This is a genomic window from Rhodococcus sp. MT28, assembly GCF_058792695.1.
This window is the reverse complement of the sequence record NZ_JBXAFD010000001.1, coordinates 335,919-351,008: the sequence shown is the minus strand read 5'-3', so window position 1 is coordinate 351,008 and position 15,090 is coordinate 335,919. Positions and strand designations below refer to the sequence as shown.

Here is a 15,090-nt window from a genome sequence, read left to right as displayed (position 1 = left end):
CTACCGGTCCGTCGCCCGGTGGAGGGTGGCGTGGAGATGATGTGTCAGCGGGGTGTCACCGTGCGCCATCCACAAGTCGTATGTCAGCGTGTCGCCCTGAACGCGCATGACTCGCCGGACGTCGTGAACCGGTTTTGCGTCGGGTGATGCTGCGAGCGTGAGACGGGTCAAGGCGAGAGTGCCTTCGGAGTCGAGGGTGCCGCGATGGATCTCGACGAATCCGGTGGGCTGGCTGACCAGCAATTCGAGCTCACCACCCGGTGTTGGGCGCAGGTATCCCGATTCCATGTGAAGCGGTCGTCCGTCGGGGAGCCCACGAGTGCGCGACGAGTAGGTGAGAAACGGTTTCGGGGTGGGCGCGAACTCGATCTCCTCGGAGTACTCGAAGTCGTCGATGGTGGGGAAATGTCCGGCTCCAGCGCCGACCCAGCGCCCGGTGAACCTCTCGATTCCGGCGCCGTTCAGCGCCGCCTGATCCGTACTACTCATTGCCTGGTCCTCTCGCCTGCGTCGGATCAGACGTTACGCGGACCGGTACGACAGCTGCTTGTCCCTGCTGGGTGGGGCCTACGGGATTAGTGTTCACTCATGAACGCTTCTGGCTCCGTCCCCCTCGGTGTCGATTCCGAGGTGGGCCGATTGCGATCGGTCATTCTTCATCGTCCTGGCGACGAGTTGAAACGATTGACTCCGCGCAACAACGACGAGCTGCTGTTCGACGCGTTGCCGTGGGTGGACCGCGCGCAGGAAGAACACGATCAGTTTGCGACCGTCCTTCGTGAGCGCGGCGTCGAGGTACTGCTTTTGTCCGATCTCCTCACCGAGGCGCTCGAGGTCAGTGGCGCAGCGAGGATCCAGGGAATCGCGGCCGCCGTCGACGCACGCAAGATCGGCCACGCGCTCGGGCAACACCTGGCCGCCTACCTGCGAAAGGTGGAGCCGAAGGAGCTTTCGTCGATCCTTACTGCAGGAATGACGTTCGACGAATTGCCGATCGATGCCGACTCGACCTCGTTGGTGCGCAGGATGCATCACGGCGGTGACTTCGTGATCGACCCGTTGCCCAACTTGCTCTTCACCCGTGATTCGTCGTTCTGGGTCGGGCCACGGGTCATCATCACGTCCTTGGCGTTGTCAGCGCGAGCTCGCGAATCCTCGATAACGGATCTCGTCTACGCGCATCACCCTCGATTCAAAGGCGTGCGCCGCGCGTACGAGTCGCACACGGCTCCTGTCGAGGGAGGTGACGTGCTGCTTCTCGCGCCGGGGGTGATCGCAATCGGTGTCGGTGAACGTACGTCACCCGCCGGAGCAGAAGCATTGGCGCGTAGCGTGTTCGACGACGGCCTCGCCCACACGGTGTTGGTTGTTCCGATCGAGCAACGCCGAGCGTCGATGCATCTCGACACGGTTTGCACCATGGTCGAGGCCGACGCGGTCGTCATGTATCCGGCCATTCAGGACACCCTGGCGGCGTTCACTCTGCGCAAGGAAGACGACGGGGTGAGTATTCGCGGTGCGACGCCGTTCCTCGAAGCGGCGGCCGACGCCATGGGAATCGGAAAACTGCGTGTGATCGACACCGGACTCGACACGGTGACTGCCGAGCGTGAGCAGTGGGACGACGGAAACAACACCCTCGCCGTCGAGCCTGGCGTCGTCGTCGCTTACGAGCGCAACGTCGAAACGAACGCCAGGCTGGAGGCCTCGGGTATCGAGGTTTTGCGAATCGCGGGTTCGGAACTGGGGTCCGGCCGAGGTGGTCCTCGGTGCATGTCCTGCCCGATCGCCCGCGATCCGCTGTAAGCCGTCGACGCTGTCAGAGAATTTCTTCCACCTTGGCTGCAGGCCGCGCGAGGACGGTGCCTTTGTCGGTGACCACGAACGGGCGTTCGATCAGAATTGGGTGCTCGATCATCGCGTCGAGGATCTCGGATTCGGATGCATCGGCGAGCCCGAGTTCCTTGTACTGCGTTTCGCGCTTGCGAACGGCTTGGCTGGGCTCGAGGCCGGCGTCGGCGAGGAGTTTTTCCAGCTCGGATCGGGTAGGCGGAGTATCGAGGTACTTCACAATGGTCGGTTCGATGCCGGCGTCGCGGATAAGTCCGAGAACAGTCCGCGACGTGTTGCACCGTTGATTGTGGAAGATGGTTGCAGATGCCATGTCCGTCATTCTGCCTCTGTGTCCGAACTCGTGGGACAAACAGGGGAACAACGGACACCTCCGGCGCGCTGCACTTGAAGTACCGACTTGTGAGGAGAAAACGATGACGGAACATCGAAGTGTGGACGAACGGCGCGTGGTCATTGCCGGTGGGCACGGCAAGATCGCGCAGCACCTGACGTACCTGCTGGCAGGACATGGTGATCGGCCGGTAGCGCTGATCCGCAACTCCGCGCACGAGGGTGCGGTCCGCACACTCGGCGCGTTCCCCGTGGTGATCGATCTGGAATCCTCCACGGTCGAGGAAGTTGCGAAGGTACTCGACGGTGCCGACGTCGCGGTCTTCGCCGCGGGCGCCGGACCTGGTAGCTCGATCGAGCGGAAGGACTCCGTAGACCGAGCTGCGGCGGTGCTGTTGGCCGATGCCGCCGAGAAAGCGGGAGTGCGTCGGTTCATACAGATCAGCGCCATGGGTGCTGGTGACGAAATACCGGAGAACACCGACGAGGTTTTTGCCGCCTACCTGCGGGCGAAGACTGCAGCAGAGGAAGACCTGAAGACAAGGACTTCGCTGGATTGGACGATTCTTCGGCCAGGCCTTCTGACAGACGACGACCCCACCGGTGAAGTCCTTCTTGCAGAGCCACCCGTCGATCGAGGCTCTGTGCCTCGTGCAGATGTCGCCGCAGTGATCGAAGCGCTCATCGACGCGCCGTCCAGTGTCGGCAAGATATTGGTTCTGACCTCCGGCCCGCATACGATCCGCGAAGCGATCGAGGGTTTGTGAGAGAGAAGATGCTGTGACCGAGAAGATACGACGAGGGTGACGATGAAGATCGCGATCGAACACGATTCCTCCACAGCTCCGTACGACCAACTGCGGCAACAGATTATCGAGCAGGTTCACGGCGGCGGATTGATTGCGGGAACCAAGATCCCGACGGTGCGTGCATTGGCCTCGGAGCTGGGATTGGCGGCCAACACCGTCGCGAAGGCTTATCGCGCGCTCAGCGATCAGGGCGTGATCGAGACTAGGGGAAAGCAAGGGACGTTCATCGCTTCGGGGACCGATCCGGTGCAGGCGCAGGCGGAGCAGGCGGCGAACGCGTTTGCGCATAAGGTCCGCTCGCTCGGGTACTCCGACACTGAGATCGTCGCCATGGTGGAGTCGGCATTGAGAGGTGCGTGACACATTGATTAAGTTGACGCTTCAACTTAAAGCTGTCAGTCTTGGCTCATGAATTCGTCGATTGCTCGTGACCTCGGACTCCTCATCGCCCGTGTCGGCCTCGGGATCATCTTCATCGCCCACGGTTGGCAGAAGTTCTTCACCTACAAGATCGCCGGAACGCAGGCCGCATTCGAAGGGATGGGCGCCCCGCTCCCCAAGATTTCTGCAGTTCTGGCAGCATCCATCGAACTCGGTGGCGGCATCCTGCTCATCGCGGGTCTGCTGACCCCGCTCGTCGGCGCACTGCTGTTCCTCGACATGGTCGGCGCGTTCTTCATCGTGCACGCCGACAAGGGCGTCTTCATAGACAACGGCGGCTATGAACTCGTCGTCGCACTCGGTGTCGGTTCGCTCTTGATCGCTGTTATCGGCGCAGGACGCATCAGCATCGACGGATTGATCGGCAAGGGCAACGGTTGGGTTAAAACCCCAGCTTGATCGGGGTGAGAAGGCGGGTTCAACGGCTGTTGAGCCCGCCTTCCAGCTTGCTTTTGGCCCACAAAGTGACGAACGTAGTCATCTATGGTGACGAAATCTGATCGATCCGAACAAGATTCCGGGGCCAACGAAGAGCGCCCGGAGACGGGCTTTACTCGGGTAGGCGTTCGGACCGACTACGTGGTGTTTTCCGTGGCGGCCGCAGCGGTGCTGGCTATTGTCGTGTGGGGTCTCGTAGCTCCCGACAACCTGAACTCGGTAACCGGAAGTGTTCTCGGCTGGTTGGTGACGAACATCGGCTGGCTCTTCGTACTCGCAGCTTCTGCTTTCGTGCTGTTTTCCATCTACCTCGCTGTCAGTCGATTCGGCGACATTCCGCTGGGCAAAGACGGTGAGAAGCCCGAGTTCCGAACCGTCAGCTGGATCGCCATGATGTTCAGTGCCGGCATGGGCATCGGCCTGATGTTCTTCGGTGTCGCGGAGCCGCTTGCGCACTACGTGACTCCGCCTCCCGGCACCGACGGTGGCGTCGGAACTGCCATGGCTACCACCATGTTTCACTGGGGTCTTCATCCTTGGGCGATGTATGCCGTTGTGGGCCTTGCCATTGCGTACGGGTCGTATCGCCGAGGACGCAAGCAACTGTTCAGTTCGGCCTTCATCCCGTTGCTCGGTCGCAAAGCCGAAGGGCCGATCGGCAAGGTCATCGACATCCTGGCAATCTTTGCGACACTTTTCGGCACCGCAGCATCTTTGGGGCTCGGCGCACTTCAGATCGGCTCCGGTTTCGAGGTAGTCGGCTGGATGGAAGAAGCCGGCGTATTCCTGCTCGTGGCCATCGTTGCGGTACTGACCCTGGCGTTCGTCGCTTCGGCAGTTTCCGGTGTGGCCAAGGGAATTCAGTGGCTCTCCAACATCAACATGGTGCTCGCATTGATCTTGGCCCTGTTCGTGTTCGTTCTCGGGCCGACCGTGCTGATTCTCAATCTGCTCCCGACGACCATTGGTGCATACGTTTCCGACCTCGCCCAGATGTCGGCCCGCACGGGTGCATCGTCGAATCCTGAAACCGGCGCGTGGCTTTCGTCGTGGACGATCTTCTACTGGGCATGGTGGGTGTCCTGGACGCCGTTCGTCGGCATGTTCCTGGCCCGCATCAGCCGCGGCCGCACGATCCGCCAGTTCATCGTCGGCGTCATCGCCGTTCCCACGACTGTCAGCTTGCTCTGGTTCGCGATCTTCGGCGGCGCAGGCATCGGCGAGGAACGCGACGGAATCGGCTTGTCCGGCCGAGGCTCGGAAGAGGCTCAACTGTTCGGCATGCTCGACAATCTGCCGTTGGCCGGAGTGACGACTGTCCTGGTCATGCTGCTCGTCGCAGTGTTCTTCGTCTCCGGCGCCGACGCTGCGTCGATGGTGATGGGGACGCTCTCGCAGCGCGGAACGCTCGAACCGAGTCGCTGGGTCGTGGTGTTCTGGGGCATGTTGACCGGTGGCGTCGCGGCGCTTCTGCTGTGGACCGGTGGTTCCGAAGCGCTCGACGGCTTGCAGACCATGACGATCATCGCTGCGGCGCCGTTCGTGCTGGTCATGATCGGATTGTGCTTCTCGCTGTACAAGGATCTTTCGCACGACCCGATCATCATTGCGGCGAAGGAGCAGAAACGTGCTCTCCTACGCCCGCGCCGAGGACGCCGTGTGGGTAAGTCAGTGGAGTAGGACTTGAGCGGAGTAGGACTTGAACCGTGAAGGGGCACCGAACTGCGGTTCGGTGCCCCTTTTGTCGTCCGGTTATTTCCAGCTGGGCAACCACAGATGGTTCTGCCACGATTCCGGCGTGATCGGCATGGCGGTGAGTATCGGCCAGAGGTAGACGAAGTTGGCCACGACCAGACCGATGTACAGACTGACTGCCAGAAGTCCGGTGGTACGACGCTCGACGGACGCGCTCGCCTTGCCCAGTACATCGCCGAGGACCAGCGCAAATCCCATGACCATGAACGGGGCGAGTGCAACTGCGTAGAAGTAGTACATCTGGCGGTCGAGCGTCGCGAACCACGGGAGGTAAGCGGCACCGTAGCCGGTCAGGACCACGGCGTATCGCCAGTCCCTGCGCACGAACGTCTGCCAGATCGCCCACGCCAACATCGGTAGGGCCAGCCACCACATCGCCGGTGTGCCGATCAGCATCACGGCCTTGACGCAGCTGGCGGCCCCGCAACCGGTGACCTGCTCGCCGTCGGCGTAGTAGTAGAGCATCGGTCGTAGCCCCATCGGCCACGTCCACGGTTTCGACTCCCACGGGTGGTGGTTTCCGGCGGAGTTGGTCAGACCGGCGTGGAACTGGAGAACGTTTCCGCTGTAGTACCAGAGTGAACGCAGTGCGGAGGGAATGAAGCTCCATGTGCCACCCTCACCGATCTCGTTCCCGACGGCGTGACGGTCGACGCCGGTCTCGCTGGTGAACCAGGCCCAGTAGCTCGCGAGGTACACACCGAGCGGAATGATCACCAACGCATACAGAGCCGGCCCGATGTCGCGAACTGCAGTGCCGACCCATGGGCGCTGCACGCGGTAGGCGCGGCGCGCTGACAGGTCGAAGGCAACACTGAGCAATCCGAAGAACAGAATGAAGTACATGCCGGACCACTTGGTGCCGCAGGCCAGGCCGAGCAGGATGCCGGCGCCGAACCTCCACCACCGGAAACCCAGCCGCGGACCCCAGGCAGAGTCGCCGATTCGGCCCTCTTCGTATACCTTCGCCATCCGTTCGCGGACTTGGTCGCGATCGACCACCAGGCATCCGAGAGCAGCGAGGACGAAGAAAGCCAGGAAGATGTCGAGCATCCCCAGGCGTGAGGAGACGAAGGTGACGCCGTCCACGATGAGCAGGATTCCGGCAATCGCGCCGATCAGCGTGGAGCGCGTCATGCGGCGCACGATCCGGATGATCAGCAGGACCATCAGGGTTCCGACCAGGGCCGACGAGAATCGCCACCCCCAACCGTTGTAACCGAAGAGTGCTTCGCCGATCGCGATCATCTGCTTACCGATCGGCGGGTGTACCACCAATCCGTAACCGGGATTGTCCTCGATGCCGCCACCGGTCAGAACTTGCCAGCCCTGCGGAACGTAGTGCTTCTCGTCGAAGACAGGTGTGCCGGCGTCGGTCGGGTAGGCGAGCATCGTGAAGCGTGTGATCGCCGCGATAGCGGTGACGAAAGCGGTGACGATCCAGCCGCGCAATCTGTCGGTCGGGCCGAAATCAGGATCCGGTACCAGCGGGCCGGGACTACGCATTACCCGATCGCTCGTGGCGGGCGTTGGCCGCTCGTCCGTCTGCACAGTCACCTGGCAATCGTAGGCTGTCAGGTATGACTGGTCGCTTGGTACTCGCCGCAACACCCATGGGAGATGTCGGTGACGCGTCTCCGCGTCTTCGGTCTGCTCTCGCAACCGCCGACGTCGTTGCTGCGGAGGACACACGACGCACCAAGTCTCTGGCTTCCGCGCTCGAGGTAACCATCACCGGGAAGATCGTCAGTTTCTACGATCAGGTCGAGATTTCCCGGCTGCCCGCGCTGGTCGCCGACGTCGCCGAAGGCAAGACCGTCCTGCTGGTCACGGACGCGGGCATGCCGTCGGTCAGCGATCCCGGATATCGCCTTGTCGCCGCCTGCGTAGCCGAGAACCTCGCCGTCACGTGCTTGCCCGGTCCGTCGGCGGTGACGACGGCGCTGGCACTCTCCGGATTGCCCGTCGAGCGGTTCTGCTTCGACGGGTTCCCGCCCCGTAAGCAGGGGCAGCGCAAGACGTGGCTCTCTGCCTTGGCAACCGAGCAGCGAGCGTGTGTGTTCTTCGAAGCGCCTCATCGCCTTGCCGACTGCCTCGCAGATGCGGTGGAAGTGCTCGGGCCGAATCGCCGCGCGGCCGTGTGCCGGGAATTGACCAAGACCTACGAGGAAGTGAAGCGCGGCACTCTCGGGGAGTTAGCTGCTTGGGCCGCCGAGGGCGTTCGCGGTGAGATCACGGTGGTGCTCGAAGGCGCAGTGCTGGTGGCATCTGATCCTGCCGATCTGGTCGACGAGGTGGAAAGGCTGGTCGAGGGGGGAGCACGATTGAAGGACGCGTGTGCTCTGGTCGCAACGGCCGGAGTCTCCAAGCGTGAGTTGTACGAGACGGTCCTGGCCGCTCGAAAGGACTAGCGGGAGCGGTTCACGGCGGGTGCGCCGGGACGCAGGTTGGCGTCGTCGGCTGCAGCCTGGCCGGCGTGCCAGCCTTCGGCGTCCACGGACCGTCCGCGAGTCTTGCGGGTTGTCGGGAACAATCGATCGAATTCGGCGTCGACGGCCTCGGATGTGGTGGCGAGGATCGGCAGAAGATCCGCGACGTCCATCGATGCCGCGTCGGCCGCTTCGGCGGTGGCTTTGGTGCCGGCGTCACGCAGGCGGTGCCCGATGCGGCTGGCGAACCCGGCCAGGAATCCCTTGCGGAACGAGGTGGTGCGTGAGCCGCCACGATTGCTCGAGTCGGCGAATTGCATTGCACGGGTTGCCTGTACGAGCAGGGAAGTGAACAGCATGTCGACTTGCTGAAGGTCGACCGGAGTGCCGACGACGGTCGCGAGTGCAATGTCGCTGAACCAGACAGTCCTGACTCGATTCGATTCGCCGATCTCGGTCAGGAGGTGAACCTTTTCCTTCACGTACGGGTTCTCGATGTGAATGCGTCGGGCATTGACGGATGTGTCGGTGACCCCGGCGCGACTGTGGAGCAGTGCGGAGTCGATGGCGTACCGGGTCATCAACTCCTGGGCCTTCGCGGTGAAAATCTCGGCTTCTTCCGCGAAGTTGGTTGCTTCCGCTTTGGCGAGTAGTCCACGAATTCGCTTGAGTACCTTGGCGTCGACCTCGGTATCGCCGACGCCGGCATAGCTGGTATCGGTGCGATGCGACGGCCAGGTGGATGGTGGCGCGAGCAACACCGTCCACTGAGGTAGGCGCATCCACGATCGCGCGACGTCGACGATCTGCGAAACGAGGAAGTAGGGATCCTGGAACAGAAGGCCGGCCGCGAGGGAGCGAAAAACGTCGTCGTCCACGGTGATTCGAGAAGCGATGTGCCGAGACTTCGGATACTGCTCGCCGATTGTCTGCAACTGCCCCACCCATTCGAGCGGAGCGCGATCGGAGGCGCGCGACGCCTTCGCGTCGAACAGGATGGTGGTGGCGGCGAGATCGGCGTCGGACGCTTCTTTGCTTCGACGCGCCAGATGAATCAGATCCGCCGGCTGCCATCCGCGGTCGTACGCCGCGGACAGTTCGGAAACGAGATCTCGCACCGCGGAAACGGATTGAGGGCTGACCTCCTGAGTGGACACCCGCGCTCCGTTCCATGGCAGTGTCTGCGCCGAAGCGCTGGTTCGAATGTATGTTCTATTTTCCGTCATGGCTGGAGTGTGCACGTGGGGTCCGACACATCCGCCTGTAACCGGATATCTCGGACCCCACGTGCGGCACTCTCGCTTAGCTCATTCCTCGACGAAGCGGGGGAAGACCGGTGCCGGAGCAGGCAGTTTCCGGTTCGCGTCGATGCGAACCGCGATGTCGGTGAACTGACGGTTCTCTTCGCTCTGACCGAGCAGATCGAGGATGCGTGACGCCGCGTCGGGCATCACCGGCTGAACGAGAAGCCCGACGATACGGACCACTTCGAGCGTCACGTACAGAACCGTCGCCATGCGTGCCGGATCCGTCTTGCGCAGAACCCACGGTTCCTGCTTGGAGAAGTACCGGTTGGTCTCGCCGAGAACGCCCCAGATGGCTTCCAGTGCGAGATGCAGCGCCTGCACGTCGAACTCGCTGCGGCACTTGGCAAGCAGGGCATCCGCCGACGCCAGCATCGCCAGGTCGTCCTCGGTGAACTCGCCGGGGGTCGGTACCTGGGCATCGCAGTTCTTCGCGACCATCGTCAGTGAACGCTGCGCGAGGTTGCCCAGTTCATTGGACAGGTCTGCATTCATACGCGTCACGATTGCTTCGTGGCTGTAGCTGCCGTCCTGGCCGTACGAGATCTCGCGGAGCAGGAAGAAGCGGACCGCGTCGAGGCCGTACTGATCGACCATCGCGATGGGGTCGACGACGTTGCCGACCGACTTCGACATCTTCTCGCCCTTGTTGTACAAGAACCCGTGGACGAAGACCCGCTCTGGCAGTTCGATGCCGGCAGACATGAGGAACGCCGGCCAGTACACGGTATGGAAACGCGTGATGTCCTTGCCGATGATGTGCAGGCTCGCGGGCCAGAACTTCTCGAACTCCGCCGAGTCGACGTTCGGGTAACCCACGCCGGTCAGGTAGTTGGTGAGGGCGTCGACCCAGACGTACATGACGTGGTCGGGGTCTCCGGGAACCTCGACGCCCCAGTCGAACGTGGTACGCGAGATCGACAGGTCCTTGAGGCCGCCCTTGACGAAGCTGACGATCTCGTTGCGACGAGTCGCGGGGGCAATGAACTCGGGATGCTCTTCGTACAGAGCAAGCAAACGGTCCTCGTAGGCCGAGAGACGGAAAGTGTAGTTGGACTCCTCGGTCCACTCCACCGGAGTGCCGGTCTCCGTCGACTGACGGGTGCCGTCGTCCAGGAGCGTGGTCTCGGCTTCGGTGTAGAAGGCCTCGTCACGAACCGAATACCACCCCGAGTAGGTGTCGAGGTAGATGTCGCCCGATGCGGCCATCTTTTCCCAGATCGCCTTGCTGGCGACCTGATGGTCGGCGTCGGTGGTGCGGATGAACCGGTCGTACGAGATGTTCAGGACCTTGTCGAGGTTCTGGAACACGTCGGAGTTCCGAGCCGCGAGTTCGCGGACGTCGATGCCCTCTTTGATCGCTGTCTGCTGCATCTTCAGACCGTGCTCGTCGGTGCCGGTCATGAAGAACACTTCATGACCGTCCAACCGCTTGAAACGGGCGAGCGCGTCCGAGGAGATGTACTCGTACGCGTGGCCGATGTGCGGAGCGCCGTTGGGATACGCGATCGCTGTCGTGATGTAGAACGGCGATCGTTCCGCGCCTTCCGGGGCAGCGGAGTCCGGGCGCGGGGTCTGGGAGGGTGAGGCAGGCACAGTCATGGTGGGCTTACTCTATCGGGCGTGAGCAAAGACCGTCCCGCCCCCGATGCCCCTGAGCCCTTGTCGCCTCTGATCGACGCACATACGCACCTCGACGCCTGTGGTGCGCACGACGCTGCGACCGTGGCCGAAATTGTCGATCGGGCCGAAGCCGTCGGCGTCGGACGGGTCGTCACGGTGGCCGACGACCTTGATGCCGCACGCTTTGCCGTCGACGCTGCGAACTGGGATTCGAGGGTTTACGCAGCCGTCGCAATCCATCCGACCAGGGCGAACGTCCTCGATGTCGACACCAGAGCCGAGATAGAACGGTTGGCGTCCGATCCGCGGGTCGTCGCGGTGGGGGAGACCGGGCTGGATCTCTACTGGCCAGGCAAGCTCGAAGGGTGCGCCACCATCGAGGAGCAGGTCGACGGTTTCCGGTGGCACATCGACCTCGCGAAGCGTCTCGGCAAGACGCTGATGATTCACAATCGCGAAGCCGATGAGGACCTGCTGCGGGTGCTGCACGAGGAAGGCGCGCCGGAGACCGTGGTGTTCCATTGCTTCTCCTCGGATTCGGAGATGGCCCGTGCGTGCATCGACGCGGGCTACGTGTTGAGTTTCTCGGGAACCGTGAGTTTCAAGAATGCGAAGGCGCTGCGTGAGGCCGCGCTGTTGGTGCCGTCGGATCAACTGATCGTCGAGACGGATGCGCCGTTCTTGACGCCGCACCCGTTCCGCGGTGCGCCCAACGAGTCGTACTGCCTGCCGTACACAGTGCGCGCGCTCGCAGACATCCGCGGTGAGGATCCGCAGGCGCTGGCAGCAGCGTCCACGGCGACAGCGGAGCGCGTCTACAAGCTCTGACGCTATGGTGGTCTGACAGGTAACTCCGCGCCCGGGACGGTCGTGTCCCGGTTCGTCTACTGCGCGGAGTATTCAGATGAATGACTACAACGTGGTCACAGTCCGCATCGAAACGTGGGAATTCGAGTGCTGTGCACCGTTGCCGGTGGTCGGCGAAAAATCTGCGTGGGCTTTGCACCCCACACGTGAGTCGCTGTGGTTCGACGGGACGGTTCATGGAGGAATCTATCCCGACGACGTGGAACCTACGGCCGGGATCGTTCTCTCGATCCGACTCGAGCGCGGCGAGTTTGTCGAACAAGAACCCAGGCACTGGGTATTGGTACCTGGGAGCACCGATCACGTTCGAGTCGAGAAGGTCCCACGGTCTTTTCGCGGCATGTCGTCGCTGGTTGCCGGTCGTCGTGGCTGGATGGAGACGGCCGTTGTCGTCGAGCTTGCTCTTCCCGCGAGGGGATGAGGGCGCACAGCTTCACTGAGCCGACGCCGGTCGACTCTTCGGTCCGGATCGTCAGCGTTCATGTCGACGCGGTCGAAGTCGAGTGCTGCGGGCCGTTTCCGGTGGTCGGTGAACCATGCTCGTGGACATTGACACCGCGATCGCAGGACGACGATTTCGACGGTTGGGTTCACGGCGGGATGCCGGCGTCTGGAGTCGTGACCACCGGTGTGGTGCTCGGGATTCTCGTGGTCACGACGACGTACGAGGAAGTCGGAAGTCCACGCATGTGGTTGCCCGTCGAAGGTAGCGAGACCTATCGAAGGGTCGAGGCCAGTCCTCGGTGGTTCCGAAGGTTCGGCGACTTCGACTTCGAGCCGCAGAATCGGATCGAGACCGGGCTGGTCGTCGAATTGGCCACCACCCGTGCGCCTTTCCGGTAGTCCCCACTACCAAAAAGGCGCACAGGGGGCTTGCCCCTAGAGAACCTTCGCCAGGAAGTCCTGGGTGCGCTGCTGCTGGGGGTTGCCGAACAGACTCTCCGGCTTACCTTCTTCGACGATGTATCCGTCGGCCATGAAGATGACTCGGTCGGAAACCTCACGGGCGAAGCCCATCTCGTGGGTCACGACGACCATGGTCATGCCCTGCTTGGCGAGGTCGCGCAGCACCTGCAGAACCTCACCCACCATTTCGGGGTCGAGGGCGCTGGTGGCCTCGTCGAAGAGCATGATGTCCGGACTCATCGCGAGTGCGCGGGCGATGGCAACGCGCTGCTTCTGCCCACCGGACAGGCTGGCGGGCTTGGCATCTGCCTTCTCCGCGAGACCGACCTGGCCGAGCAGTTTGACGGCGATCTCGCGAGCCTGCTCCTTGGTCGATCGCCCGGTCTGCACCGGAGCGAGCATCACGTTTTCGACGACGCTCATGTGGGGGAACAGGTTGAAGTGCTGGAACACCATCCCGATGTGCTGGCGCACCTTGTCGATGTCGACATCCTTGTTCGTGAGGTCGAACTGGTCGACGCGCACGGATCCGGCGGTGATGTCTTCGAGGCGGTTGAGGCAACGCAGGAAGGTCGACTTGCCGGAACCGGAAGGCCCGATGACGCAGACCACTTCACCGCTCTTGATGTCGACGTCCAGGCCCTTGAGGACCTCGTTGTCGCCGAACGACTTCTTCAGTCCCTTGACCGAAATCTTGACCTCGGTGGCGGACTTGCCCATGTTGACGGCTGTTTCGGTCACTTGTTGATCCTCTTCTCGAGGCGGTTCGACAGCTTGGTGAGCGCCATGATGATGATGAAGTACATGACGCCGATGATCAGCCACATGTTGAACGACTGGAAGTTGCGCGCGATGATGATGCGCCCTGTCTGAGTGAGCTCGGCGAGTCCGATGACCGACAGGATCGACGTGTCCTTGAGGGTGATCACGAACTGGTTGATGTACGACGGGATCATCGTGCGAATTGCCTGCGGCATGATGACTTTTCGCATCGACTTCATGTAGCTGATGCCCAGGCTTCGTGACGCCTCCATCTGTCCCTTGTCGACGGACAGGATGCCGCCGCGGACGATTTCAGCCATGTACGCGCCGGCGTTGAGCGAGAGCGTGATGATGCCTGCGGTGAAGGCGGACATCTGGAAATGCAGGGCTGCCGGGATGCCGAAGTAGATGAAGAATGCCTGCACCAACAGCGGTGTGCCGCGGAAGATGTCGACGTAGGTTGTGCCTATACCTCGGACGAACATGTTGGTGGACACGCGGCAGAGACCGAAGATCGCGCCTAGGACCAGAGCGATCGCGATCGAGACGACGGAGAGAACGATCGTCAACCACAGGCCCTTGAGAAGCTGCGGGTAGGTGCTCTTGATCAAGCCGATGATGGAGTTGTCCGACGTCGACGCGCCCTGACCGAGGTAGGTCGAGACGATTTCGTCGTACTGGCCGTCGTCGCGCAGGTTCTGCAGTCCGGCGTTGAACATCTGGAGCAGTTCGGCGTTCTGGCCCTTGTTGACTGCGAAGCCGTAGCTCGCGCCCACCTCTTTTTCGGTGACCGTCTTGAGGCCGTTGCCCTGTGTGATGCCGTAGGCGAGGACGGGGTAGTCGTCGAAGACTGCGACGGAGTTCCCGGTGCGGACCTCGTCGTACATGCTGGCGGAGTCGGCGAAATAGACTGTGGTGAAGCCGTATTGGTCCTTGATGGACTCGGCGAAGCTGGCGCCCTCGGTGCCGTTCTTGACGGCGACGCGCTTGCCCCTCAGATCCTCGTACGACTTCACGTCGTTGTCGGTCTCGAGGACCGCCATCTGCACGCCCGACTCGAAGTACGGGTCGGAGAAGTCGAACACCTGCTTGCGGGCGTCGGTGATGGACATGCCCGCGATGACGCCGTCCGCCTGGCCGGCCTGCACGGCCTGCAGTGCAGCGTCGAAGCCGAGCTGCTTGATGTCGACCTTGAAGCCTTGGTCCTCGGCGATCGCATTGAGCAGGTCGATGTCGATGCCGACGAGTTTGCCGTCTTCGTTCTCGAATTCGAACGGGGCGAATGTCAGATCGGTGGCGATCGTGTAGGTGCGGCCGGGTTGCGCGCTCGCGATTCCGGGGGCGAACAGCGCTGCGATCAGCGCCAGCAGGATGGCCAGGATCGGCCACCTGGCATTACGTGGTCTGTCGAATCTTCTTCGCACTATCGCCCAGCTTTCTTCTGTCGCGCCCGGGATCGCCGGACTGCTTTGAACCAGACGAGAACATACTGCGCCCAGAGCTGAATCGATACACGGGTATCGGAGCCGGAAAGTGCAGAACACACGACACGCCGTTGCCGTTCCGTGACAA

Annotated in this window: 16 protein-coding genes; 9 read left to right on the top strand and 7 right to left on the bottom strand. The window is 62.3% G+C overall.

All coding sequences use genetic code 11. The features are described from left to right. Positions 1 to 489 carry a heme-binding beta-barrel domain-containing protein gene (locus AC1Q6C_RS01595; RefSeq protein WP_003946270.1) on the bottom strand — a complete coding sequence of 163 codons (489 nt, stop codon included), beginning with the start codon at positions 487 to 489 and terminating at the stop codon, positions 1 to 3. A gap of 99 nt (positions 490 to 588) precedes the next feature. Here AC1Q6C_RS01595 and arcA point away from each other — a divergent pair, with 99 nt between their 5' ends. Then, positions 589 to 1,806, top strand: a complete 1,218-nt coding sequence (gene arcA / locus AC1Q6C_RS01590) for an arginine deiminase (protein WP_003946210.1) — start codon at positions 589 to 591, stop codon at positions 1,804 to 1,806. A gap of 13 nt (positions 1,807 to 1,819) precedes the next feature. Here arcA and arsC read toward each other — a convergent pair whose 3' ends face one another. Next, the gene (gene arsC, locus AC1Q6C_RS01585) at positions 1,820 to 2,173 is read right to left on the bottom strand and encodes an arsenate reductase (glutaredoxin) (protein WP_003946209.1); all 354 of its coding nucleotides are present in this window, start codon (positions 2,171 to 2,173) and stop codon (positions 1,820 to 1,822) included. Between the two features lie 94 nt (positions 2,174 to 2,267). On the opposite strand from arsC, the gene AC1Q6C_RS01580 reads away from it, so the two are divergent. The 4 genes from AC1Q6C_RS01580 (at position 2,268) to AC1Q6C_RS01565 (ending at position 5,552) form a co-directional block, all read left to right on the top strand. Next, positions 2,268 to 2,951 (top strand): SDR family oxidoreductase, encoded by a 684-nt coding sequence (locus AC1Q6C_RS01580; protein WP_003946268.1) that lies wholly within the window; start codon positions 2,268 to 2,270, stop codon positions 2,949 to 2,951. A 42-nt stretch (positions 2,952 to 2,993) separates the two neighbouring features. Then, positions 2,994 to 3,353: a GntR family transcriptional regulator gene (locus tag AC1Q6C_RS01575; RefSeq protein WP_492666345.1), complete on the top strand. Its 360-nt coding sequence runs from the start codon at positions 2,994 to 2,996 to the stop codon at positions 3,351 to 3,353. Between the two features lie 48 nt (positions 3,354 to 3,401). After that, a complete protein-coding gene (locus AC1Q6C_RS01570) occupies positions 3,402 to 3,833 on the top strand; it encodes a DoxX family protein (RefSeq protein ID WP_003946228.1) in 432 nt (143 codons plus the stop codon). 84 nt (positions 3,834 to 3,917) lie between these two features. Beyond that, positions 3,918 to 5,552 (top strand): BCCT family transporter, encoded by a 1,635-nt coding sequence (locus AC1Q6C_RS01565; protein WP_003946258.1) that lies wholly within the window; start codon positions 3,918 to 3,920, stop codon positions 5,550 to 5,552. A gap of 72 nt (positions 5,553 to 5,624) precedes the next feature. Here AC1Q6C_RS01565 and AC1Q6C_RS01560 read toward each other — a convergent pair whose 3' ends face one another. Next, complete coding sequence (locus tag AC1Q6C_RS01560; protein ID WP_003946230.1) at positions 5,625 to 7,133, bottom strand: dolichyl-phosphate-mannose--protein mannosyltransferase; 1,509 nt, start codon at positions 7,131 to 7,133, stop codon at positions 5,625 to 5,627. Between the two features lie 74 nt (positions 7,134 to 7,207). Between AC1Q6C_RS01560 and rsmI the strand changes: the two genes are divergently transcribed. Beyond that, complete coding sequence (rsmI, locus tag AC1Q6C_RS01555; protein ID WP_003946264.1) at positions 7,208 to 8,038, top strand: 16S rRNA (cytidine(1402)-2'-O)-methyltransferase; 831 nt, start codon at positions 7,208 to 7,210, stop codon at positions 8,036 to 8,038. Here the strand turns inward: rsmI and AC1Q6C_RS01550 are convergent. Continuing rightward, positions 8,035 to 9,282: a DUF2786 domain-containing protein gene (locus tag AC1Q6C_RS01550; RefSeq protein ID WP_397524180.1), complete on the bottom strand. Its 1,248-nt coding sequence runs from the start codon at positions 9,280 to 9,282 to the stop codon at positions 8,035 to 8,037. The genes rsmI and AC1Q6C_RS01550 overlap by 4 nt on opposite strands. An 81-nt stretch (positions 9,283 to 9,363) precedes the next feature. Next, entirely contained in the window at positions 9,364 to 10,962 is a 1,599-nt protein-coding gene (gene metG, locus AC1Q6C_RS01545) for a methionine--tRNA ligase (RefSeq protein ID WP_050654503.1), read from the bottom strand. Between the two features lie 21 nt (positions 10,963 to 10,983). Here metG and AC1Q6C_RS01540 point away from each other — a divergent pair, with 21 nt between their 5' ends. The 3 genes from AC1Q6C_RS01540 (at position 10,984) to AC1Q6C_RS01530 (ending at position 12,693) form a co-directional block, all read left to right on the top strand. Then, positions 10,984 to 11,811 carry a TatD family hydrolase gene (locus AC1Q6C_RS01540; protein WP_030536315.1) on the top strand — a complete coding sequence of 276 codons (828 nt, stop codon included), beginning with the start codon at positions 10,984 to 10,986 and terminating at the stop codon, positions 11,809 to 11,811. A gap of 76 nt (positions 11,812 to 11,887) precedes the next feature. Beyond that, the gene (locus tag AC1Q6C_RS01535) at positions 11,888 to 12,271 is read left to right on the top strand and encodes a DUF6578 domain-containing protein (protein WP_042921287.1); all 384 of its coding nucleotides are present in this window, start codon (positions 11,888 to 11,890) and stop codon (positions 12,269 to 12,271) included. Further along, the gene (locus AC1Q6C_RS01530) at positions 12,268 to 12,693 is read left to right on the top strand and encodes a DUF6578 domain-containing protein (protein ID WP_042448984.1); all 426 of its coding nucleotides are present in this window, start codon (positions 12,268 to 12,270) and stop codon (positions 12,691 to 12,693) included. The genes AC1Q6C_RS01535 and AC1Q6C_RS01530 overlap by 4 nt, the downstream gene beginning before the upstream one ends. Positions 12,694 to 12,729: 36 nt before the next feature. Here AC1Q6C_RS01530 and AC1Q6C_RS01525 read toward each other — a convergent pair whose 3' ends face one another. Continuing rightward, the gene (locus tag AC1Q6C_RS01525; RefSeq protein ID WP_003946239.1) at positions 12,730 to 13,497 is read right to left on the bottom strand and encodes an amino acid ABC transporter ATP-binding protein; all 768 of its coding nucleotides are present in this window, start codon (positions 13,495 to 13,497) and stop codon (positions 12,730 to 12,732) included. Further along, positions 13,494 to 14,942 (bottom strand): amino acid ABC transporter substrate-binding protein/permease, encoded by a 1,449-nt coding sequence (locus AC1Q6C_RS01520; protein ID WP_003946214.1) that lies wholly within the window; start codon positions 14,940 to 14,942, stop codon positions 13,494 to 13,496. The genes AC1Q6C_RS01525 and AC1Q6C_RS01520 overlap by 4 nt, the downstream gene beginning before the upstream one ends. Positions 14,943 to 15,090: the final 148 nt, after the last annotated feature.

Coding starts and splice junctions, on each gene's coding strand:
- AC1Q6C_RS01595 (WP_003946270.1), bottom strand. CDS start 489: ATGAGTAGTACGGATCAGGCGGCGCTGAACGGCGCCGGAATCGAGAGG.
- arcA (WP_003946210.1), top strand. CDS start 589: ATGAACGCTTCTGGCTCCGTCCCCCTCGGTGTCGATTCCGAGGTGGGC.
- arsC (WP_003946209.1), bottom strand. CDS start 2,173: ATGACGGACATGGCATCTGCAACCATCTTCCACAATCAACGGTGCAAC.
- AC1Q6C_RS01580 (WP_003946268.1), top strand. CDS start 2,268: ATGACGGAACATCGAAGTGTGGACGAACGGCGCGTGGTCATTGCCGGT.
- AC1Q6C_RS01575 (WP_492666345.1), top strand. CDS start 2,994: ATGAAGATCGCGATCGAACACGATTCCTCCACAGCTCCGTACGACCAA.
- AC1Q6C_RS01570 (WP_003946228.1), top strand. CDS start 3,402: ATGAATTCGTCGATTGCTCGTGACCTCGGACTCCTCATCGCCCGTGTC.
- AC1Q6C_RS01565 (WP_003946258.1), top strand. CDS start 3,918: ATGGTGACGAAATCTGATCGATCCGAACAAGATTCCGGGGCCAACGAA.
- AC1Q6C_RS01560 (WP_003946230.1), bottom strand. CDS start 7,133: ATGCGTAGTCCCGGCCCGCTGGTACCGGATCCTGATTTCGGCCCGACC.
- rsmI (WP_003946264.1), top strand. CDS start 7,208: ATGACTGGTCGCTTGGTACTCGCCGCAACACCCATGGGAGATGTCGGT.
- AC1Q6C_RS01550 (WP_397524180.1), bottom strand. CDS start 9,282: ATGACGGAAAATAGAACATACATTCGAACCAGCGCTTCGGCGCAGACA.
- metG (WP_050654503.1), bottom strand. CDS start 10,962: ATGACTGTGCCTGCCTCACCCTCCCAGACCCCGCGCCCGGACTCCGCT.
- AC1Q6C_RS01535 (WP_042921287.1), top strand. CDS start 11,888: ATGAATGACTACAACGTGGTCACAGTCCGCATCGAAACGTGGGAATTC.
- AC1Q6C_RS01530 (WP_042448984.1), top strand. CDS start 12,268: ATGAGGGCGCACAGCTTCACTGAGCCGACGCCGGTCGACTCTTCGGTC.